The sequence below is a fragment of the Gluconobacter cerinus genome, from assembly GCF_002723935.1.
In the GTDB taxonomy this organism is placed as follows: domain Bacteria; phylum Pseudomonadota; class Alphaproteobacteria; order Acetobacterales; family Acetobacteraceae; genus Gluconobacter; species Gluconobacter cerinus.
Genome location: NZ_BEWM01000003.1, coordinates 398,561 through 419,030 on the forward strand (window position 1 = coordinate 398,561; position 20,470 = coordinate 419,030).

At 52.7% G+C, this 20,470-nt stretch carries 26 protein-coding genes and 1 tRNA gene; 11 read left to right on the forward strand and 16 right to left on the reverse strand.

Annotated features, from left to right (window positions below; all coding sequences use genetic code 11):
• The first annotated feature begins 15 nt into the window (after positions 1-15).
• From GCE01_RS09030 to GCE01_RS09040, 3 genes are read left to right on the forward strand one after another with little or no spacing between them, the layout of a single operon-like run.
• Positions 16-630, forward strand: coding sequence for a glutathione S-transferase (locus tag GCE01_RS09030; protein ID WP_099212551.1), 615 nt, complete (start codon positions 16-18; stop codon positions 628-630).
• A 16-nt stretch (positions 631-646) separates the two neighbouring features.
• Complete coding sequence (locus GCE01_RS09035) at positions 647-955, forward strand: glutathione S-transferase N-terminal domain-containing protein (RefSeq protein ID WP_306310184.1); 309 nt, start codon at positions 647-649, stop codon at positions 953-955.
• The gene (locus GCE01_RS09040) at positions 919-1,248 is read left to right on the forward strand and encodes a hypothetical protein (protein ID WP_244591149.1); all 330 of its coding nucleotides are present in this window, start codon (positions 919-921) and stop codon (positions 1,246-1,248) included. The genes GCE01_RS09035 and GCE01_RS09040 overlap by 37 nt, the downstream gene beginning before the upstream one ends.
• Positions 1,249-1,422: 174 nt before the next feature.
• Here GCE01_RS09040 and GCE01_RS09050 read toward each other — a convergent pair.
• The 4 genes from GCE01_RS09050 to gatC form a co-directional block, all read right to left on the reverse strand.
• Positions 1,423-1,514 (reverse strand) — tRNA-Ser (locus GCE01_RS09050).
• A 92-nt stretch (positions 1,515-1,606) separates the two neighbouring features.
• A complete protein-coding gene (gene gatB, locus GCE01_RS09055) occupies positions 1,607-3,064 on the reverse strand; it encodes an Asp-tRNA(Asn)/Glu-tRNA(Gln) amidotransferase subunit GatB (protein ID WP_099212552.1) in 1,458 nt (485 codons plus the stop codon).
• On the reverse strand, positions 3,061-4,548 hold the full coding sequence (gatA, locus tag GCE01_RS09060; RefSeq protein WP_046901621.1) for an Asp-tRNA(Asn)/Glu-tRNA(Gln) amidotransferase subunit GatA: 1,488 nt from the start codon (positions 4,546-4,548) through the stop codon (positions 3,061-3,063). The genes gatB and gatA overlap by 4 nt, the downstream gene beginning before the upstream one ends.
• Positions 4,548-4,835, reverse strand: a complete 288-nt coding sequence (gene gatC, locus GCE01_RS09065) for an Asp-tRNA(Asn)/Glu-tRNA(Gln) amidotransferase subunit GatC (RefSeq protein WP_064275348.1) — start codon at positions 4,833-4,835, stop codon at positions 4,548-4,550. The genes gatA and gatC overlap by 1 nt, the downstream gene beginning before the upstream one ends.
• A 67-nt stretch (positions 4,836-4,902) precedes the next feature.
• Here gatC and ruvX point away from each other — a divergent pair, with 67 nt between their 5' ends.
• Positions 4,903-5,388, forward strand: coding sequence for a Holliday junction resolvase RuvX (ruvX, locus tag GCE01_RS09070; RefSeq protein WP_099212553.1), 486 nt, complete (start codon positions 4,903-4,905; stop codon positions 5,386-5,388).
• A gap of 23 nt (positions 5,389-5,411) precedes the next feature.
• Here the strand turns inward: ruvX and GCE01_RS16870 are convergent, their stop codons facing one another.
• On the reverse strand, positions 5,412-5,567 hold the full coding sequence (locus GCE01_RS16870) for a hypothetical protein (RefSeq protein WP_167386143.1): 156 nt from the start codon (positions 5,565-5,567) through the stop codon (positions 5,412-5,414).
• Positions 5,568-5,701: 134 nt separating this feature from the next.
• Positions 5,702-5,923: a hypothetical protein gene (locus tag GCE01_RS16680; protein ID WP_145995783.1), complete on the reverse strand. Its 222-nt coding sequence runs from the start codon at positions 5,921-5,923 to the stop codon at positions 5,702-5,704.
• 105 nt (positions 5,924-6,028) lie between these two features.
• Between GCE01_RS16680 and GCE01_RS09075 the strand changes: the two genes are divergently transcribed.
• From GCE01_RS09075 to GCE01_RS09110, 7 genes are all read left to right on the forward strand, one after another.
• Positions 6,029-6,271, forward strand: a complete 243-nt coding sequence (locus tag GCE01_RS09075) for a hypothetical protein (RefSeq protein ID WP_099212554.1) — start codon at positions 6,029-6,031, stop codon at positions 6,269-6,271.
• 142 nt (positions 6,272-6,413) lie between these two features.
• Positions 6,414-6,599 carry a hypothetical protein gene (locus GCE01_RS09080; protein WP_099212555.1) on the forward strand — a complete coding sequence of 62 codons (186 nt, stop codon included), beginning with the start codon at positions 6,414-6,416 and terminating at the stop codon, positions 6,597-6,599.
• Positions 6,600-7,141: 542 nt separating this feature from the next.
• Positions 7,142-7,684 (forward strand): RrF2 family transcriptional regulator, encoded by a 543-nt coding sequence (locus tag GCE01_RS09090; RefSeq protein ID WP_086633162.1) that lies wholly within the window; start codon positions 7,142-7,144, stop codon positions 7,682-7,684.
• A 31-nt stretch (positions 7,685-7,715) separates the two neighbouring features.
• Positions 7,716-8,105, forward strand: a complete 390-nt coding sequence (locus GCE01_RS09095; protein ID WP_099212557.1) for a cupin domain-containing protein — start codon at positions 7,716-7,718, stop codon at positions 8,103-8,105.
• Between the two features lie 17 nt (positions 8,106-8,122).
• Positions 8,123-9,037 (forward strand): NAD-dependent epimerase/dehydratase family protein, encoded by a 915-nt coding sequence (locus tag GCE01_RS09100; protein ID WP_099212558.1) that lies wholly within the window; start codon positions 8,123-8,125, stop codon positions 9,035-9,037.
• 411 nt (positions 9,038-9,448) lie between these two features.
• Positions 9,449-9,613: a transposase gene (locus tag GCE01_RS17410; RefSeq protein ID WP_369690488.1), complete on the forward strand. Its 165-nt coding sequence runs from the start codon at positions 9,449-9,451 to the stop codon at positions 9,611-9,613.
• 1,107 nt (positions 9,614-10,720) lie between these two features.
• Entirely contained in the window at positions 10,721-12,541 is a 1,821-nt protein-coding gene (locus GCE01_RS09110; RefSeq protein ID WP_099212559.1) for an HAD-IIIC family phosphatase, read from the forward strand.
• Positions 12,542-12,583: 42 nt separating this feature from the next.
• Here GCE01_RS09110 and GCE01_RS09115 read toward each other — a convergent pair whose 3' ends face one another.
• The 10 genes from GCE01_RS09115 to GCE01_RS09160 all read right to left on the reverse strand — a co-directional run bounded on the left by GCE01_RS09115 (position 12,584) and on the right by GCE01_RS09160 (position 20,371).
• Positions 12,584-12,817 (reverse strand): hypothetical protein, encoded by a 234-nt coding sequence (locus tag GCE01_RS09115; RefSeq protein WP_145995784.1) that lies wholly within the window; start codon positions 12,815-12,817, stop codon positions 12,584-12,586.
• Positions 12,792-13,022 carry a hypothetical protein gene (locus GCE01_RS09120; RefSeq protein ID WP_099212561.1) on the reverse strand — a complete coding sequence of 77 codons (231 nt, stop codon included), beginning with the start codon at positions 13,020-13,022 and terminating at the stop codon, positions 12,792-12,794. Before GCE01_RS09120 ends, GCE01_RS09115 begins: the two co-directional genes overlap by 26 nt.
• A complete protein-coding gene (locus GCE01_RS09125; protein WP_145995785.1) occupies positions 13,019-13,288 on the reverse strand; it encodes a hypothetical protein in 270 nt (89 codons plus the stop codon). Before GCE01_RS09125 ends, GCE01_RS09120 begins: the two co-directional genes overlap by 4 nt.
• 132 nt (positions 13,289-13,420) lie before the next feature.
• Positions 13,421-13,744: a hypothetical protein gene (locus GCE01_RS09130; protein ID WP_099212563.1), complete on the reverse strand. Its 324-nt coding sequence runs from the start codon at positions 13,742-13,744 to the stop codon at positions 13,421-13,423.
• Positions 13,745-13,817: 73 nt separating this feature from the next.
• A complete protein-coding gene (locus GCE01_RS09135; RefSeq protein WP_099212564.1) occupies positions 13,818-15,731 on the reverse strand; it encodes a hypothetical protein in 1,914 nt (637 codons plus the stop codon).
• Positions 15,732-15,745: 14 nt separating this feature from the next.
• Positions 15,746-16,216: a hypothetical protein gene (locus GCE01_RS09140; protein ID WP_244591150.1), complete on the reverse strand. Its 471-nt coding sequence runs from the start codon at positions 16,214-16,216 to the stop codon at positions 15,746-15,748.
• Positions 16,217-16,248: 32 nt separating this feature from the next.
• On the reverse strand, positions 16,249-16,530 hold the full coding sequence (locus GCE01_RS09145) for a hypothetical protein (protein WP_099212566.1): 282 nt from the start codon (positions 16,528-16,530) through the stop codon (positions 16,249-16,251).
• Between the two features lie 65 nt (positions 16,531-16,595).
• Entirely contained in the window at positions 16,596-17,369 is a 774-nt protein-coding gene (locus GCE01_RS09150; protein WP_099212567.1) for a hypothetical protein, read from the reverse strand.
• The gene (locus GCE01_RS09155) at positions 17,366-19,894 is read right to left on the reverse strand and encodes an SGNH/GDSL hydrolase family protein (RefSeq protein ID WP_099212568.1); all 2,529 of its coding nucleotides are present in this window, start codon (positions 19,892-19,894) and stop codon (positions 17,366-17,368) included. The genes GCE01_RS09150 and GCE01_RS09155 overlap by 4 nt, the downstream gene beginning before the upstream one ends.
• A 15-nt stretch (positions 19,895-19,909) precedes the next feature.
• Positions 19,910-20,371, reverse strand: a complete 462-nt coding sequence (locus tag GCE01_RS09160; RefSeq protein ID WP_099212569.1) for a phage fiber-tail adaptor protein — start codon at positions 20,369-20,371, stop codon at positions 19,910-19,912.
• Positions 20,372-20,470 lie beyond the last annotated feature (99 nt).

A 20,470-nucleotide genomic window follows, 5' to 3' on the forward strand; every position in this document is an offset into this window, starting at 1 on the left:
CCCAGGATTGATCCCATGAAGCTGATCGGTATGCTCGACTCTCCTTATGTGCGCCGTGTCGCCATCTCCTTTCACCTTCAGGGCATAAGCGTCGACCACCAGCCCCTATCCGTATTCTCGGCGTTTGACACCTTCGCCACGGTCAATCCGGTCGTGAAGGCACCCACACTGGTCACAGATGATGGAACCGGGCTGATGGACTCCGGACTGATCCTTGAACTGGGTGAGCGACTGGCACCACCGCACCTCAAGCTGATGCCCTGTGATCTGGCGACTTACATACGGTCGCAGCGGATCATCGGCCTTGCACTCGCAGCCTGCGAGAAGACAGTACAGATCGTTTACGAGAGCAAGCTTCGTCCTCCCGAAAAGCAGTACCAACCTTGGGTTGATCGCGTTCATGCCCAGTTGATAGCTGCGTATCGGCTCCTTGAAGCGGAAGTTAGTCAGACCAGCGCCTGGTTGTTTGACGAGCGGCCGCTTCAGGCGGACGTCAGTAGTGCCGTCGCTTTCCGTTTTTCTCGCCATATGCTGCCACAGATCATCGAAGCCCAAACCTATCCAGCCCTTGATGCTCTTTCCGCCCGTGCGGAAGCAACAGAGAGCTTTTCCGCGTTTCCTTTCGCGTGACACATTGAGCGGATATATGAGCGACTTAATCGACCTCTATTACTGGCCGACACCCAATGGCTGGAAAATCACCATCATGTTGGAGGAGCTTGCGGCTCCTTACAGAGTGAATCTCGTTGACCTCGTTAAGGGTGAGCAATTCGAGCCTGCATTTTTAAAGCTCTCTCCAAATAACCGCATTCCGGCACTGATTGACCCACGGGGACCGAACGAAGAGCCAATTTCGGTTGATGACCTCCCTCCCCTGAAACACGACGCCTTCACGCCCCAGATGCAAGGTTGCCCGCCATGTCCGATACCTTTCTGTCCTCAGGTCAGTCTTTAAACACTGTCACGATCGGTGATGGTGACAGTGTCTATGTGGGTTCCGGGGCCAGCACCTCGGATCTTCAACTGGCGCCTGGTGGCAACGAATATGTCATGGCAGGCGGCCAGGCCCTTGGGACCGTTGTCAGCGCAGGCGGCTTTCTTTTTGCAGCAGGCGGCACCGACGCGGCATCAGCCATCGTCTCCGGAGGCACAATCGACGCGGGCGCCGAGGCGATACTTCATGCGTCGTCGTTGCGAGCCGTTGAGCTGTACGAAAATGAACAAGCCCCCGTATCATCATGTTTGTAAGGTTTTTCTGCTGGCTTAAGGCCACGCAAGCTGAATATCCGTCAGCATTCGATACCCCAATATATACCCCGACGCTGCATGAGCTTAAGGACTATTACAGAGCGAATAAAACGGCAGGAAACTACCAGCTCTACGACACTAAAAGCGCTATGAATTGTTATGGGATATATAGAATGGCGGAGGGGATGGGATTCGAACCCACGATACGACTTACATCGTATAACGGATTAGCAATCCGCCGCCTTCAGCCTCTCGGCCACCCCTCCGCGTGGAAAGCAGTTTTTATACTGCGTTCGTGAAGGCGTTCTTAAGGGGGAACGGCCTCGCCGTCAAACCCCTTAAGAACAATTTTTTTATCTCATTCGGAAAGAAGCTTTTTCAAGGTTTCATTCACCAGAGCCGGGTTCCCTTTACCCTTCATGGCCTTCATCGTCTGGCCAACAAAGAAGCCGAAAAGCTTGTCCTTGCCGGATTTGAATTCAGCAACCTTATCCGCATTTGCTGCCAGGATATCGCGGATGGAGCTTTCGATGGCTCCTGTGTCCGTTACCTGACGAAGACCTTTCCGCTCAACAATAGCAGAAGCCGATTCGCCGGTTTCTACCATGTCTTCAAGGACTTCCTTCGCAATCTTGCCGTTGATGGTCGAATCCGAGATCAGGCTTAACAGCTCACGCAGTCCTTCTGCACTGACCGGACTGTCTTCAATCGAGCGGCCGGTGCGGTTCAGGGCAGCAAAGAAGTCTCCGAGCATCCAGTTGGTGGCAAGGCGCGCATCGGCACCCTTTGCAACGGTCTCGTAGAAGTCAGCAACAGCTTGCTCTGCGGTCAGGACACTCGCTTCATAGCGACTGACACCGTATTCGCGCTCCAGGCGGTCCCGCTTGGCTTCTGGCAGTTCGGGAAGAGCAGCTTCTAGTTCGTCAACCCAGGACTGCTCGATGATGAGCGGAAGAAGATCCGGGTCCGGGAAGTAGCGATAATCGTGCGCGTCTTCCTTGGACCGAAGCGAACGTGTTTCGCTGCGGACATGATCGAACAGGCGCGTTTCCTGATCGACTTCGCCGCCAGCTTCCCAGATCTCGATCTGGCGCTGTGCTTCCACTTCGATTGACTGCATGACGTAGCGGATCGAGTTGACGTTCTTGATCTCGCAGCGGGTCCGATACCCCTCCTCGCCCGGCTTGCGCACAGACACGTTGACGTCAGCGCGCATGGAACCTTCTTCCATGTTGCCATCGCAGGTATCGATATAACGCAGGATCTGACGGAGCTTCCGCAGGTAGGCTCCGGCTTCTTCCGGTGAGCGGATGTCTGGCTCACTGACGATTTCCATGAGGGCGACGCCTGCACGGTTCAGGTCAATGAAGGAACGCGTTGGGTCCTGATCATGGATGGACTTGCCTGCATCCTGTTCCAGATGAAGTCGCGTCACGCCGATTTCACGTGTGCTTCCATCCGCAAGATCAACCAGCACCTTGCCCTCACCCACAATGGGATGAGCAAACTGGCTGATCTGATAGCCAGTGGGGAGATCGGCATAGAAGTAGTTCTTGCGATCAAAGCGGCTGAAAAGATTGATCTGCGCGTTCAGACCGAGGCCGGTACGTACTGCCTGCGCAACGCATTCCTGGTTCAGAACCGGGAGCATACCCGGGAAACCCGCGTCAATCAGGCTGACATGCGTATTTGGCTCGCCGCCGTAAGAGGCGGAGGCGCCAGAAAACAACTTTGCTTGGCTGATGACCTGGGCATGAACTTCCAGCCCGACGACAATTTCCCATTCGCCGGTATTGCCGGTGATACGATAGCTCATGCCGACACTCCTGCATGGATGGCGGGTCTGTGGGTGAAGGACGCAGCCTGTTCGATGACGTGTCCTGCTGCGATCAGTGTTTCTTCGTCAAAGAATTTGCCAATGAGCTGAAGGCCGAGCGGAACACCCTGTGCGTCCAGACCGGCTGGAACAGAGAGCGCAGGAACGCCTGCCATGCTGGCTGGAACAGTGAAGATGTCATTCAGGTACATCTGCACCGGATCTGTCGGCTTTTCGTCTTGGGCGAATGCACTGGACGGCGCCGTTGGCGTCAGAAGAAAATCCACCTTCTCGAAGGCATTCAGGAAGTCCCGCTGGATCAGCGTACGGACCTTCTGCGCGCGCAGGTAATAGGCATCGTAATAACCCGACGACAGAACATGCGTGCCGATCAGGATACGGCGCTTCACTTCTTCACCAAAACCCGCGGCACGGGTGGCTTCGTACAGTGCATCAAGGGAATCCCCCTTCACACGTTCGCCGAAACGCACACCGTCATAGCGGGCAAGGTTTGAAGATGCTTCTGCGAGAGCTGCGATATAGTAAGTTGGAAGGCCGTACTTCGTGTGCGGAAGAGAAACTTCCACAACTTCAGCGCCAGCGGCCTTCAGCCAGTTGATACCCTGCTGCCAGAGGGCCTCGATTTCGGCTGGCATGCCCGGGGCATGATATTCCTTGGGAATACCAACGCGCAGGCCTTTGACGCCTCGCGTCAGCGCTGCTTCGTAATTCGGAACAGGCGTGTTGACGCTTGTGGAATCCCGCTCGTCAAACCCAGCCATGGATTCCAGCAGGATTGCGCAATCCTGAAGGTTGCGAGCCATCGGGCCAGCCTGATCCAGCGAGCTTGCGAAAGCGATCGTGCCGAAACGGGAGCAGCGGCCGTAGGTCGGCTTGATGCCAGCAATGCCGGTGAAGGCGGCCGGCTGGCGAATGGAGCCACCCGTATCTGTACCGGTAGCGCCCAGCACCAGACCTGCGGCTACGGCAGCGGCAGAGCCACCAGAAGAACCGCCCGGAACCAGCTTGGCGTCAGAGCCATTGCGCTTCCAGGGGTTTTCTACCGGGCCAAAGGCTGAGTTCAGATTGGCGGACCCCATAGCGAATTCATCGAGGTTCAGCTTGCCAAGGAACACGGCGCCGTCACGCAGAAGATTGGACGTCACCGTGCTTTCGTAAGGCGGGACGAAATTTCCGAGAATCTTGCTGGCGGCTGTCGTGCGGACACCGTTCGTGCAGAACAGATCCTTGATACCGAGCGGAATGCCGGTCAGTGCGCCGCCCTCACCTTTCGCCAGAATGTCGTCTGCAGCCTTCGCTGCTACGCGAGCCTGATCGGGCGTACGGGTGATGAAACTGTTGAGGCGACCATCCAGACGCTCGATGGCATCCAGGTGGGCGTTCGTCAGTTCAACCGCGGAAATCTTGCGAGCCTTGAGGGCATCCCGGGCGGAAGCCAGCGTAAAATCGTGCATGCCGGACATTATTCGACCACCTTCGGAACCGTGTAGAACGGACCTTCACGGTCCGGAGCGTTTGACAGCACGTCATCGCGGCGATTGCCGTCCGTGACGCGGTCTTCCCGCAGGCGTGGCGTGGCGAGGCCTGTGCCAATCATGGGAGGGACATCTGTGACGTCCACTTCGTTAAGCTGTTCCACCCAATCGATGATGGAACCCATGTCCTTCCCGAGAGAGTCTACCTCCCCCGGTTCGAGACCAATTCTCGCCAATCTGGCGATGCGCGTGACCGTTTTCGCGTCGAGCGACATGAACATTCCTGAAAAAGAGGAAATTATGGTAGCTTTTCAGCCGTCAGACAGATCATAACGCCGGGTTATGTCCCTGTTCAATCCACAAGACCTCCGTAATGTTCTTCAAACTGATCAGCGTATCCTTGGGCTGGACCCTGGATCGAAGACGATCGGCGTCGCCCTGACAGACGTTTCTCTCATGCTCGCCTCGCCATTTATGGGGTTAAAACGGCGGAAATTGGGGGAAAATGCCAAGGAATTGGCAGAGATCACGAAGCGCCAGAACGTTGGGGCGCTGGTGGTCGGCTTGCCCCTGTCATTGGATGGATCTTTTGGCCCCGCAGCACGCGCAGCGTCGGACTGGACAACAGCTCTTTCCGAGCGGTTGGGTATTCCTGCGTGTCTGTGGGATGAGCGGCTATCATCCAGTGCGGTCAACCGCTTCCTTATTCAGGACGCTGATATGACGCGTGGGCGACGCGCTGAAGTCGTCGATAAAATGGCGGCCGCCTATATGCTGCAAGGCTGGCTGGATGCGACGAAGGGCAAATCTGAAAAGACATTTTTGTGAAAAATGTCTCTGGTTGGTCCGAGTTATATGAAATTTAGGCCAACCAGAAGCACCAGAATGGCAATCCCAACAAAAATGCAAACCGGAAGCATAATGGTGGAGAGCAGAGATTCTCCCTCCTCCGTCGCTTCAAGAGCAATTTCGTCTTCGGTATCATCAATGTTTCTTTGGTCGGTCATACTCAAACAGTACGATATTGCCTCGTCCGAGGCGAGAAAATTATTTTATTGTTTGGGTAGGGGTTTATTTTCATAATTATTAAAAATAAATCTTCATATATAAGAAAATAATAGAAATAGCATAATAATTTTTCTTATAGGTAAATATTTTTTATCTTAATTATTTCTGCGGAAATATTTATCGTTGGAATTATATTTTGTGATGATTCTTTCCATGAAAAATTGACTTGTACTTGGCGTTTTTCTTGGAAAATCATCAGATCTGAATGTCGCGTACAGACTTCGAGCATTGCCGCATGACGGGAAATGCTTATCCGCTCATTCAGAGCATCTTTTCTCAATGAAGGGTCAGACATGAATTTGGTCCTTCCTTAATTTGGACCAAAATTATCCTATTTTTCGGGCTGTGGCAATTAATACTGTTTTCAAATAAGCTTTTCTCCTCACAGGAGGGCCCTAAAATGGCTGATGAAGAAATTGCTGGCTACCTAATTCGCCGTGAACTCGAAAACGGAGACGACGAATTCTGGAACCCCACAGAAAAGTGGGTTTCTGATCCGGGCGACTCAGAGCTCTATGAAGATGAGGACGAAGCAAACGCTGTCGCCGATCTGCTGAGCGAGAATGACTCATTGGTGATCACCGTTGAAGAAGTGTATTTCGACGACGGCGAAGAAGAAGATGAAGCCACCGACGGAGAATAAGCATCTCTCCTGAAGGAGACTGCGGCCGCGCGGCTTTTTGTAGCGCGGCCCTTTTCTTTGTTTTGTACGGCCGCTCTTAGAGCCGTCATTCGACATCTCTTGCTAACGCGCGTTAGTGCCTTACAAACCTGAGGGTTACGTCATGCAGCGGAACGATAACGACGAAGACGGTATCGGATCAGAAATCCACGAACTGATGAGTGAACTGCAAAGCGATGCGGAGCGCCTGAACATCGCAGCTGATAAATCTTCAACTCCTGATGATATCAAGCATATGATTGCTGCACTTGCTGATAAAATTGATGGACTTGCTTCCCTGGTCCGATAAGTCCTCGCAGAAACCTTATCTTCTGTGAGTAAAGATTTGTTTTTATGTTTTCGAGTATTTTTACCTACAAATTTAAAATAGACCTCTAATCATCATATAGTCTCCAGCGACTGCAATAAATATAAGTAGAAGAATGGCTGGTATGCAGAGGGTTAAAAATAGAAAACCGAAAATGACAGGTTTTTTCGGTCTGTTCGGATCTGGGTAAGGGCCGCCCAGAAGATTCATAATATATTTATAGATTATCCAGAGACCAAAATTCGCGGCCCAAATCACAGATAAAACGAAAATCATAAAGTAAAATTTCTTTTGGCTGTTTCGACGGGAGAAAGAGGAATGCGCTGTTTCACAGTATTTATGAGATGCTTCCACGTGAACCAATAGACAAAATATTTTTTCTGGTAAGGCTAATAAGCCTCATTTCCTCACGGCCTCGTGATACTTCTCCCCCTCTCTCCCAGCATATTACAATCCAAAAAATCCTAGGATTTTGGACTTAAGAAAATCTTGCGAATCAAAACGCGGATAGATATGGTCTGCGTATGTCATTTTACGGCGCTAGCACTGAATACGTCCTGCACAGCCTCCTGTGGCTTGTCGACAATCCTGAGCCTGTCAGCAGTCTCGATCTGGCGGAGCTTCAAAATATTCCGGCAGCATTTGTTGCGAAGCTTTTGCCCAAGCTGGAAAAGGCTGGTCTCCTCAATGCTGCTGAAGGGTTGAAGGGTGGCTACACGTTGGCAAAACCTGCCGACGAGATCACTGTTTTGGCCATTGTTGACGCAGTGGATGGTGAAAAGCGCCTCTTTAATTGTCAGGAAATCCGCGGACGCTGCGCCCTCTTTGACGAGAACCCACCTGGATGGGCGACGCAGGGGGTATGCGGAATTCATGCAGTTATGCTGCGAGCTGAAAAGGCGATGCGTCGGGAGTTAGCCCAAACATCCCTCGCCGATTTGGCCAAATCAGTTCGGGACAAGGCGCCCTCGCCTTTTCTTGGAGAGGCACAGACCTGGCTTGATGAGCGTGTTCAGACCCGCAGGACGAACAAGGTCCGGCAGAGGCGTCGTTCGGACAGTGCTTGAGCGGTTTCAGCTAACAAAAAGGAAATATCCCGTGCGTAAATTTACTGTCCTGGCAGTTTTAACTGCTGGCTTCTGGGCCTCTTCCCTTCACGCAGCGACAACAGTCACGCCTTTGATGAGCCATGAACTGCCAGGCCTTTCAGGAAAGGAAGGGGCCATGGTTACAGTGGACTACGGGCCAGGAGATTCCGACCCGATCCACAGGCATAACGCAGCTGTCTTCGTTTATGTTCTCAAGGGCAGCGTCATCATGCAGGTTAAGGGTGGGCAGCCAGTCACTTTGAAAGAGGGGCAAACCTTTTTTGAAGGCCCTAATGACGTGCATGTTGTAGGGCGGAATGCCAGTCAGACCGAACCGGCTAAATTCATTGCGTTTTTCGTCAAGGACAAAGCCGCCCCGTTCGTCTTTCCTGCACACTGAGCTACGGGATATTCGCTATGAAAATTTTTGTCGCCGGTGCGAGCGGAGCGCTGGGGCGCTGTCTGATTGCGCGCCTCAAAGAGGCTGGACATGACGTCTGGGGGATGGCTCATCGGGCGGAAAGCCTGACAGCTATCGAGATGTTGGGAGCTCATGCGGTCAAAGCTGATGCTCTCAATAGGGAGGCACTGTTTGCAATAATCGAGAAGCTCCGCCCTGACGTCGTGATTGATGAACTTACGTCTCTCCCGGCAAGTCCTTTTGATCTTCCAAAGCATCTCCCGATCGATCGAAAACTCCGTCTCGAAGGTGGTGGCAATCTTTTCGATGCGGCGCAAACATATGGCGTAAAGCGCTACATACAGCAGTCTTGCGGCTTTTATCTGGACGCTGGTCATGACCTGGCGACAGAAGCATCTTTTCTGAGAATTAGCGCGCCGGGGAATATCGGGGAAAGCGCTCGGATGTATGCAGCTCTGGAAGCGCGCGTCACTAGCGCTCCCACAATGGAGGGTGTCACGCTGCGATACGGCTTTTTCTACGGCCCAGGGACGTGGTACTGGCCGGATGGTGCATTTAGCGCGCATCTTGCTCGTGGTGAGGTCTCACTGATTGGTGCGGGCGCCAGCACATTCTCTTTTGTTCATGTAGATGATGCGGCACAGGCAACTGTATCAGCACTTACAGCCAAGCCTGGCGTTTACAATATCGTTGATAGTCAGCCTCTTCAGTTCGAGAATTGGCTGAAGGCGTATGCGCGATGGGTCGGGGCACCGGTGCCGCCGTGCATGACTGAAAAGGACGCTGTTCTGCTGATGGGCGAAGAAAGCGTCTATTACCAGAATAGCCTGACAGGCGCGTGCAATCGTAAGGCTATGGCTGCGCTCGGGTTTAGTCCACGAAAAGCCCCGTGGCTCAGTACTGTAGGCTAGAGCTGCCGCCGCATATTTGGATATGAGGGTACGGTATTTATCTGCGCCCGTTTGGGAAGAAAATGGGCCAGCCAATAGAACGATGCAGGCCATTCGCTCAAGTGGCGCAAACAACATCAAATATTTTCAAGGAGTTCGAATGGTGGGCGCGACAGGGATTGAACCTGTGACCCCTGCCGTGTGAAGGCAGTGCTACTCTTCGGTAAATAACTAGTTTGATTATACTTTTTTAGATGAAAGCCAAACACTTGCATGATTTTTGCAATTTAAGACTTCGATTCTAGAGCGCAGATGAACGTCGAGCATTTGTTGGGTTATGTTGACAAAAGGCTTGTCGGTTTGAGGCAAGATCTGATTCACTATTTTCCTCAGTGAAGGCAGCGCAGCAGCGCTATGGACCGAGTAGATCTGATGGATCGGGAATGGGCGATAATGATAATTGGTTCGCTTCTGCCGCCTGAACGCGGATGTTTGGTCCGACTAGACGGGGACAATCGCAGGTTTCTCAATGGCATACTGTATGTTCTGCACACTGGTTGTCCGTGGCGGGACATGCAAGAACGCTACGGCAAGTGAAACTCCGTCTATGTCAGGTTTCGCCGTTGGATATGCATGCGCAGATTATAAAAATATACGATATAGATCGGGGTTATCATTTTGTTTTTTAATTGTCTTTGGAATATAATAAGAGAATTCCCTTATTCCATTAGGGATGATTCAATATTATTAATAATAATATTATCTATAGTTTTTGTGTCTTATATTTCTTTCAATTTTATGAATGTATTGACTGATGGTTTTTTAAAGAATTCTGTCGTTATTTTTTTCATCATTATTCTTTACGTTATTTTATTTTATCTTGTTTACTGCATGGTTATATTCCTTGCGCCATATTAGGTTTTTCTTTCGGCTTGGTCGCCCGAATCTGAGTGTCAGTGAGTATTTTGCTATATCCGGTCTCTATCTCAATTTTGCCCGACCGATACCCGGCTCACGACGAGACAGGACGGAACAGAACAAGAATACTTGAGACAAAAGAATGGCGCAAAACGCTTGGAGAACCAAGTCTTTGAGACAAGATTAGATTGTATGAGAAGGAGACCTGGTGGACGAGAGTTTCTTTCATAAAATCCTATTAAGTTACTGATAGATTTATATTGTTTTCATATAGTTGATATTATCGTACCCGTGTTTATACCCGGGCTTTATCGGCATTTTCTCTAAGCAGCGTTCGTAAGCACACTTCCAGATGGAAGGCGATATTATGCAGTCACCGTCGCCCGAAGCATTGAAACACCCAAGAAAAATAGCCCCCTTATAACAATAATTTAGCCAAGAAACCAAAAATGGAATAACGATAAAATAACGATAAAATAATATCATATTGGAATCAGTACTGACTTGCGTCACTCAAAGAATCATCCGATGGTTATGCAAATGTTGAAGTCTCAAGGCCGCATTGAATGAACGTCGATATTGAATACGTAAAACAAGCACTCAAATGCCCGAATCACCACATCTCTTACGAAATAGACGACGACGGCACCTTTCTTATAAAAAATGCCTCTCATTTACCCGGCTTCAACTCACAGTCATTGGTTGATCTCGTCTTGAAAGGCTGGCTCTATAGCTACGAACATGATTCTCTTCTCAAGAGAGTTTAATGCGTTAAGGGCATAAACCATGACTGAACCTGTCCGGCTTGTTATTTGGGATCTAGATGAGACATTCTGGCCCGGCACTTTGACAGAGGGCGGTATCAACGAAGCCGAACATTTAGGGCATGTTGTAAGGGCATTAGCTGAGCGAGGAATCATTAGTTCCATCTGCTCAAAAAACGATTTTGAAGAGACAAAGTCAGTTCTGGAACGTCTAGGTGTATGGGACCTATTCGTTTTCCCAAGTATATCATGGGAGCCTAAGGGCCCTCGCGTTGCCCATATCGTCGAACAAGCCAAGCTGCGTGCGCCAACAATTATGTTCATCGACGATAATCCGATGAACTTAGCTGAAGTTTCAGGCGCGGTACCAGGGATACAGGTATCCGACGAAAAGCTTGCTCCATTCTTACTCGATAATCCTCTTTTCGTCGGTAAAGCCGATCCTGAGATGAAGCGATTGCATGATTATAAGCTTCTTGAAGTTAAGTCGGAGGCAAAGGCGAGTGCCGGTGATACCTGGCAATTCTTGCGCGAAAGCCGCATCACTGTTGAAATCTGCTATGACTTGGAGGCTAACCGCGATCGCGCGATTGAACTGATTAATAGAACAAACCAGTTAAATTTTACAAAAAAACGCCTTTCTGAAAACATTGACGAGGCGAGGAACCAATTTGACGAAATTGTTAATTCAGGAATTTTCCATCACTCAGGCTTAGTTCGCGTTCGTGATAAATACGGTGATTATGGATTTGTTGGTTTCTTCCATCAAACAAAACATAGTCAAGAAAACATTCTACACCACTTTTGTTTTTCTTGCCGTACACTAGGGATGTATGTCGAGACTTGGCTTTACAGGCAACTTGAGTGCCCAAGTATAGAAGTCGTTGGAGACGTTCTCACTAATCTGTTTGACGAAACAAATCCAGTAGACTGGATCTCTTATTATCGCGAAGAAGTCGAGGAAGGCGCCGAAGTGCACGATTATCCGAAGCTTCCTATCCAAATCTGCGGCGGCTGCGATATGGACTCCGTCCAGCATTATCTAGCGCCAGCCACAGACGATTTCAGATTATTCACTAACACTGTACGACAGCAAACCGAGATTCGACGCGACCATTCCAGCATGATCCGCCGTTCGATCGAAGGATCGACTGAAGAAGAATGGAAGATTTTGAGTGAGATCGGCTTTATTGATGCAGATTTTGATACAAAGCTTAAAGACATAAAAAGTGGATTTCTAATTTTTAGCTTCTGGGCAGATATATACTATTCAGATTATGAAATTGTCGGGTGCAAGGGACACACAACCTTTGCGATGAACCCGTTCAATTATCAAAACTTAGATAATGAGTATGAAGGAATTCTGAGGCATCAAGGGCGTTCAAAGGGCGAAATTGAGCAATTCAGAGCCGCAAAAGCAAATCTAAAATATTCTGGGAAAATGAACGAAGGTACTTTTAAGGATAATCTGAATTATATTTTCAGCAATATCTCTACAGACGTAGATATTATTCTAATAAATTCAACAACAAAATTCCACGAAACAAACCCTGAATGGGGATTGATGGACCGACATTTGAAATTAAATAAGTACCAACGAGAGATTAGCAACAACTATGATAATGTCTCAGTAGTGGAAATGGATGACTTCATCCTTTCTTCCAGTGACATCGTAAGCTCCACTCACTTTACACGCTCAACGTACCAGCGGCTTGGTACCGCCTTGAAGAAGCGAGCCGTGACGGGGATGCAAGACCGTGATAAAAATATTGAATATCTGAAGCGACGTATTTCTGAATTGCAGGCGGAGAACGATCGACTCAAATCTGGCGCAGTAGTTTGAGATAGCAATGTAAACCTGCGACACCATTTTCGTGCCGCAGGTTTACGCCTTTACGCGCCACACGCTTTCCTGACCTGTTCCATCTGGCGGGCCGCTTCGATAAGATTTGGGCAATTCTGCCGTTGCGCCCGGATCTCGGCCGCCATCCCCTTCTGGAAATCGGCCGTCCAAGGATGCAAGGCAGGACAAACCACCTTCAGTCGTGGCTGCGCACATCCGGCCAGTACCAAGCACAATAAAACAGCCCGCATTATCCTCTCCCCTTGTCGAGAGCATTCAAAAACTCATCCACAGTCTGCGGAGCCTCAGCGCCGCGCTGCTCCATTTCCTGTTGTTGCGCTACCTGGGATTGAGCGTCTTTGACGTCCTGTTCGGCCGTATCGGCTTTCTGCGATTTACCCCCGGCTTTATAGAGCCCGAGGGCCGACGCCACGCCCACAAGGAGCATGGCGCCAAGAATCGCCAGATTGGCGGTGCTCACTGGCTAGGCGCTTCCATCGCTGGCTGAACGGCCGGGCCGGCAGCGATGACACGCTCCAGTTCCGTGGCACCTTCCAGCGTTTTAGTCAGAGCAGCATCGAACGCCGTGATATCGACATGCTCGGCCAGCTTCGACATAGAGGCCGCCAGAACACCCTGGAGCACGAGACCGCCGACGCTGATGCCCTGCTGGACCGAGGGTGTATCAGCCTTGCCCAGAGACTGGTTCACAAGACCTTCAAGGGCGGTAACACTACTAAAAGCCATTGGTGTTTCTTCCATAAAAAAAGCCGCCTCGATGGGCGGCATTGCATCCGACGGTCTGACAGCGGGAGTGCTGCCTCCTTCGGAGATCTGAGGAATGAGGATAATCGAGCCGGGACCGGCTGAAGGGCTCAGTCAGGCATCAGGCTTCTTCCTGGTCAGAACATCGACACCCGCATTGGTGAGGATGTCTTTGGCGCTGTTCTTGTCCTCATAGGGCACCATCAGCCCGGTCCGGCCGCACTGAATACGATTGGCGGCTTTGCCAAAATTGGCTGCGCCATAGTTGATCGCCACGTACCAGGCCTTTTTCAGCCCATAGCGTGGCGTACCAGGCTTCGGCGGAAGCAAGCCGACTGCAATCAGATTGCACAGACCTGACAACGCCAGAAGGCCGAGAGCCACCCACAGAAGATATGCGGGAGGGACGACCAACAGCAGCAGGGAAACAGGGTCCACAGTTCAGTCTCCAGACATAAAAAAACCGCCTCAAGGGCGGTTTGCAATACGATGACGGGCATGTCGGCCCCATTCAGTACGTGAGCGGAGCACCATTCGCGAACCAGTGCTTCTGCATGGTGCAATAGGCTATCACGCCAGTTCCAGCCCCCGCAGCTTCACCTATATTCCGACCGTCCGTGACGAAAACCGACGATGCGGGAACGCAGGAGCCGTCCGGACGTAACATTGTGGAGGAGGTGTACTTGGCCAGCGAAAGCCCGCCGGACGATACAGCCAAATTCCCTTCAGTATCATTGACGAGATAGACCACCTGATTTGCACCAGCAGGATCATTTGCACCGAATGAAATGTAACTGGTACCAAACATATTTATGACACCAGGAGTCGTTGTATCATTTCCCGAAGAATCAACCGTATGACGCATGTGAATGTTTTGCTCTGAGCTTGAAATTTCTTTTGATACAGTTATTTCGTCCAGATTTTGATTGCCAAATCCAACACTCAACGTCTGATTGTTCCCGAGGCCAGACCACAGGTTATCACTCCCAAAAATCGGACCACCGGTCTCATTTTTATATCCACCAGAAGCCCAACATTTGTTATCTGAAATCAACATATTGTCTGTGACACCAGTTTTCGGGGACAGGTCAAAACAGGGTATGCTTGAACTTGGGGAAAGGCCGGTTATATTATTGCCAGTCGCGACGACGTCCCCGCCGAGTACGACTGGCGATGTCGTCTGTCCTCTCCCATACGAGTCAATCGTGTTACCAATGACCGTGCCACCAAATTGACCGAGCGCGTGGATTGCTGACCAGTTGGAAACGGCTCCGATTGATGGAGTGTCGAAGTTTGTGTTGATGATGTGGAACAGGCCAAGGTTATCCGCACTAATGCCGCCAAGATACCCTTCGAGATAGCTGTTTCGCACCTCTAAGGCTTCACTATAGTTCTGCGGGTTGCCGTTTCCGGATCCGATGGCCTGAACGCCCCATCCGCGAGCTTCCAGCGTTGAAAAATTATCCAGACGTGCGCCCTGGACTGCGTTCCCTATATAGGCGCCTGTACCATATATCACTGTCGTACCGGTTATTGTGTTATTTGCACTAAACTTGGATTGGGCCGCTGTCCAACCCGACTGCCATGTACCTTCGATATAAATACCGTATGACTTGGCGCCAGAGTCTATGGAACTATCAGCGTCGATATGCACATTGTTGATGCGCTGCTGAGACGTGTTGAGTAGGGCTATCCCAATATGGAACCCTGAAATACTGACGTTATCGATAATACCACGGAATTTTCCACCGTTGATGTTGATGGCCGTTCCAAGAAAATTATTGGCGGCTTTCATGATCGTCATATTCCGCATATCGAAACGGACACGCCCAAAATCCGTGTCAGACGGATTCTCGCCTACCAGCGTAAAGACGTCGCTATCTGCGGTATCGATAAACACTGTACTGTTTCCGATGAGGGTAAATGCCGCAGCAGAGGGCGGGACGACGATCGGTGCGGAAATCAGGCACTGGCCCCCATGAAAATTGATCGGAGATCCTAGTCGTGCTGCGACATTCACGGCCATCTGGATCGCGGCAGTGTCATCCGTTCCAGAAACAGCATGCGTTGTCGTATTCAGAGACGCATCACATTTAATTCCAAAGTCGTGACTGTTGACGATATCGGAAAAATGCTCGGCATTCGTCCGGGCCAGTGGCGCACCGTCAGCCTTAATGACAGAACCAGTCACGTCCAGTCCTGGCGCTGTACCTCCCTGGATTTCCGGATTTTGCATCTGCCCGTTGAGCGCATCCACTTTCCTGCCAATACTGGCCGCAACGTCAGGAGAGTGGACAATATCCGCCGGATTTCCGGTCTGAGTATAGGATCGCCAGTTCGGCACAAAATTGACGGGATCGGCCACTGCCTTCCCCATGCAAAGCAGCCATAAGGCAGAGACGAAAATTGTATCGGCGCGTTTCATGTCTCAGACTCTCCTCATGCCGCAATTGCTGCTTTGAAATGCAGGATATTGGCCCGTTCGTCGGCCTTGCCCCCTGCTGTATTATACACACGCTTGTGAAACGCGCTCATGCCCACCGGGTCGTTCCAGGCCGGAAGCGGCCCGCGATCACGCCAGCATTTAATGCGAGCCATGGCAAAGGCATAGGCATCATTGTTGATCATCAGATCTGCCTCCGGGGTCAGGTTACCGATGAACCCACGGATCACGTGCGCGACCTGCACTTGCTGCGAGAAATTTAGCCAGTTGGCCCAACAGTCGTCGTGCGTCGCGGGCTCCATCTGAGGTAGCCCGCGTGCTGGACCATATCCAGAGTTTGTCAGCTGCCTTTTGTAGCGCAGCTGGCTTTCTGCCATTGCAATCCCAAGCATGAGATTGATGGCGGCCAGACTTGCAAACTGGCTTCCCATGGCTGTCAGGGTGGGAATGACGGTGAAGTTTTTCACCTGTCCGGGATCTAGGCCGTAGCGGTTATCCATCACAGGTGCCCCAACATGTGGATGAGCGAGTAGATTCCAACCGCCACCCCACCACCAACACCTGAGCCCCCAGCAATAAACATAGCCCGCCTATTTCCGGCATCTGCAATTTGATTGGAAAGCCGCGTGAAACCATCAGTTACTGCCGTTTCTAAGCGTGTGACCCGATCAAATAGGGACTGAACCGTTTCCTGTCCGTGCTCCTGTTGTGTCTCCAAGCGCACAACACGCTCCAGAAGCTCTTTGATGTCGCCTTGGGTAGCGCAGTCGTCATCGGCCATCCGGCCCTCCAGATATAAAAAAACCGCCTCAAAGGGCGGTCGTCTCAGTCAAAATATTCCGGGGATCAGACGGTGATCGTCTCTGAAGCCAGATCAGCGCGGATCAGCGCAGCCATGGCATCGAGCTCTGCATCCGTCAGAGTAGTGTTCCAGAGGAATGCACGTTTGATTTCGATCGGCTGAGTTTCCCCGAACATCGGAAGATAATCAGCCCCCAGCATGATCGTCGGTGTCTCGGCAGTCTTGGAGTAAAGCGCTCCCGCCCAGTTCTGAACCTGTTCTGTTCCGGCTGTCAGCGCCTGAATAGTCGCTGCAATGCCAGTACCGCCGGACGAACTGATGCGAGCCGCGTAAAGGCCCCAAGCCCGCGCCTGGGCAGCCGTGAGGGCAGCGCCGCCATACTGCGTTGAGAGTGTGCCGTTCACGTCATTGCAGAGATAAAGCGAAGCCAGCCCTGAGCCGATGCCAAACGTCAGGCCATTCCATCCACTCAGGCTGGTGGAATTGTAGAAGTTCGCTCCCATGACGCCGATATTGCCGTTCCCGCCAACAGGCGCGTTTGGCAGTCGCGCGACAAACATCAAGGTCATATCAGCGCTTTGAGCAACAGGCGTCTGAATGGCCACAGGTGTCGGCAGACTGCGCCCCAGGGTCACCTGTCCCGCAGATGCGGCTGGAACCGACAGGAATGGAGCAGCAGAAGCGCCGCTTTCTGCCAGGTTCTCCAGCGCGGAGGAGAACCGGCTGGCATAGGCAGGCTGCTGGCTGGTCGGGAAAATGACGCCAAGCTTACCGCTGGCTGTCTGACCCGCAATGGTATGCGTCTGAACTTTGCTCATGCGTCGATATCCTGTGCGATGAATGCATTTACGGACGCCCCGGCAACCGACGCCAGCGTGCGACAAGTGGGCGGGAACGGATGGATGCTGTCTGGGTGCCAGAGCAGAGGATCATAATTCCCGGCCGCATTAACCGCGAGCGGAAGCCCGTTCAGGAACGGCGTCAGAAGCGTGATGTTCGGATGCTGGCCAGCCGGGAAATACTGCCAGAACCAGTCCATATCGCCTGTCTTGGCCTCGGAGATGACCCAGACGTGCTTGACGCCAGCCGCCAGAACAGCGGAGGCAATGGCCTGGACGTTCTGAAGCGTTGCGGCCTTGTCTTTGCCATGGCTGAAATCGTTGATCCCGAGCCAGATGGTCGCAAGGTCGTAGCCGCCTTTTCCAAGTTCCGTAATGAGACCCGGCTGCGTGTTGGGAATGAAGTCCGTCGTCTGCGACCCGGAAACAGCAAGGTTGAACACCTCCAGCGGCTGATCCAGATAGTCCCCGATCATCCCGGGCCAGTTCTGGCAGTCCGTATTGATGTAGCCAGCCGTGCGGCTGTCCCCAATGCAGAACAGGCGCGGCTTGACCTGCGGCGTGTAATTCCAGCGCAGCGTTGCCGATCGGTTCGCGCGCTGAATGTCGGTGGTCGTGGCGGCACGTTTGGCAAGAACCACACCGGTTAGAACGCCGTTGCAGGCATTTCCCAGCCCTGAAGAGCCAAGCGTAAAGCCTGCCATCGTGCCAAGCGCGGAAGCCGCGACCGTGACTGCGTTCGATGTCTCGCCAATCCACGTTGAAACCGACGTGCCACCGGCCGCACTGATGCCTACCATGGACGGATTGCACGGCTGATACTGGCTACCCTGAACGTAGGACGTGCCATCATAGACGCCGAGCTTGCCGTCTTCGTTGATGCCGCTGATTGTCGAGACGGACCCGACCGTCAGAAGCTGAATGCGCTCATCTGATGCAGCGTTCGTGCCAGCCCACCGGCCAAACGCCAGAGCCGTGAACGTGCCGGACGCAAGAGATACCGCGGTATTCTTCAAAGACCGGGCAGCCGAAGCGCCAGACGTATCGAAGGAGATGGCCGGAAAGCCGTTGACTGTGACCACACCGATTTTCGGGGCCGATCCGTAGGAGCCCGTCAGGTTATGACCGGCACCGGACTGGTCGTACAGCGTCGTGACTTCAGCTGTTGTGCCGTCATCGCGCTCGATCAGTGCTCGGGAAAGAATGCCAGCGTCATGCTTGCCGCCCGCGACAATCGGCACCGTCGTGACAACCGACGCACCCGCGACAGTCGTCGTGACATCGAAGGCAGGTCCCGTGAAACCGGCAACAACCGCATCCACGCCCCAGGCACCGACAAGGTCAGTTCCGAACACATCGCCCGGGCAAGCCGGTGCAACGTCAGGCGTCAGATCCCAGACTGCACCGCCAGCGCCGTTTCGGAGGCAGGTGTAGAGCTGCTTTCCCGCCTGCCAGATATCGTTCGGGGCGTAGCCGACGACACTATCATCGAGATAGCCAGGCGCACGTTTGGCGACATCTTTACTGATAAGCCCGCGTGTCGCATTGGCAAGACCAGGAAACGTGAGGGTCGAACGGTTATCAACGACACGCCCAGCCTGATCCAGCGTCACAACGCCAGAGCCAGACAGGGCGGACGTTGCGATTTCGGATGGTCCGATCAGAGCGGATGCACCGGGAAACTGCGGAGAGCCGTCCGCAAGAATACCGGCAATGATTCCTCCCAGGGCGTCGAGCCACGCAACCGACCAACGGGACGAGCCAGGCGTGCGGATCAGGCTGTCACCGATCGCCACGGACTGAAGCGCCGTCAGGGTCTGCGCAACCGCCGCCCATCCTGCGCGGGCAAAGTATTGCCACTTGCCACCCGTGAACCATGCCGCATCGTTTACGGCCCATGACGCATTTCCATCCAGCGCCGTACTGCCTGCAACCGATACGACATAGAGGTCACCCTCAGCGCCGGTTCCGTTCGCGAGTGCAGGGCTGTTCGTGGACGCGTTCCAGTATCCTCGATAATTCAGGGGGGCTTGGCCATTGATAGCTGCGGTCAGGAGTACCTTGGCCGCATTGGCGTCAGCCGTAACACCTGCCACGGCATTCTGAGCTGATGCAGAAACGCCTTCGATCTGCGCCTGCGCCTGCTGTGTGCCCGTGAGAATAGTCGCCGCGTCCGAAGCCGATTGCGCAGCACTTTGCGAATTCACACCGGATGCAGCGCTGGCAGCAATGGCCTTATTGGCCCCCGTCTGCGCAAGTTCCGCAGAGGCCGCAGACTGGGCTGTATATTGCCCCAGAGCCGTGCCCGAGAGGGCTGTGTTCAGGTCCTCGGTATGCACAACGCTGTCAGGTAAGCCTGCCGCCACCAGATCCGCCACCGCTCCATTAAGGACGGCACCGCCAAAAAGACCCGTGACCTTGTCCGTTGGCAGGATGGTTTTTGCCACCCCCAACGCCGAAAGCGACTGCCCGCCAGAGGCGCCAGTCGTTGTCGATCCGCTCATATGATTTCCAGTGGATTATTGGGAGAGCAAAGCGCTTCCCGCGTCGGTTGTCAGAGGCGTGCCATCGGGCAGCGTGAGAATATTCGGTGCGATTGCCTGAGGCTTCCCCGAGAGCAAAGCAGGGACCGGCAAAACAGTTATGTTAGCCGTGACAGAGACCGTTCTGCCGGTGCTGGTCAGGGCCGTAACCTCAACAGTCTGCGCCCCGGCAGTCACCCATGTGATCCAGGCTGTCGCAATTCCGGCAGTGAATGTCGGCTTTCCAGACCAGCCGAGTGTGCCCCCGGACACGGAAAATGCGACATCAGCCAATGTCTCCCCACAGCACAGAACCGCAGAGAAATCGACACTGTAATCGGCTGAGCCGTTCAAAGCGGCATTCGGCCATGATAGAAAGAGCGGCGCGTTGATTCCCCGAACCTGAAAGGACGGAGGCACATCCGCGCGCACGACGCGCTGACAGGGTGGCCACGTCATGATGCACTCGCAGTGTAGGTGCTGCCGATCGGATACTTCCGGTCAGGATCTGCAACAGCAGCTTGCCCGGATGATACCGTCGGCGTCATGGTGTTCTCG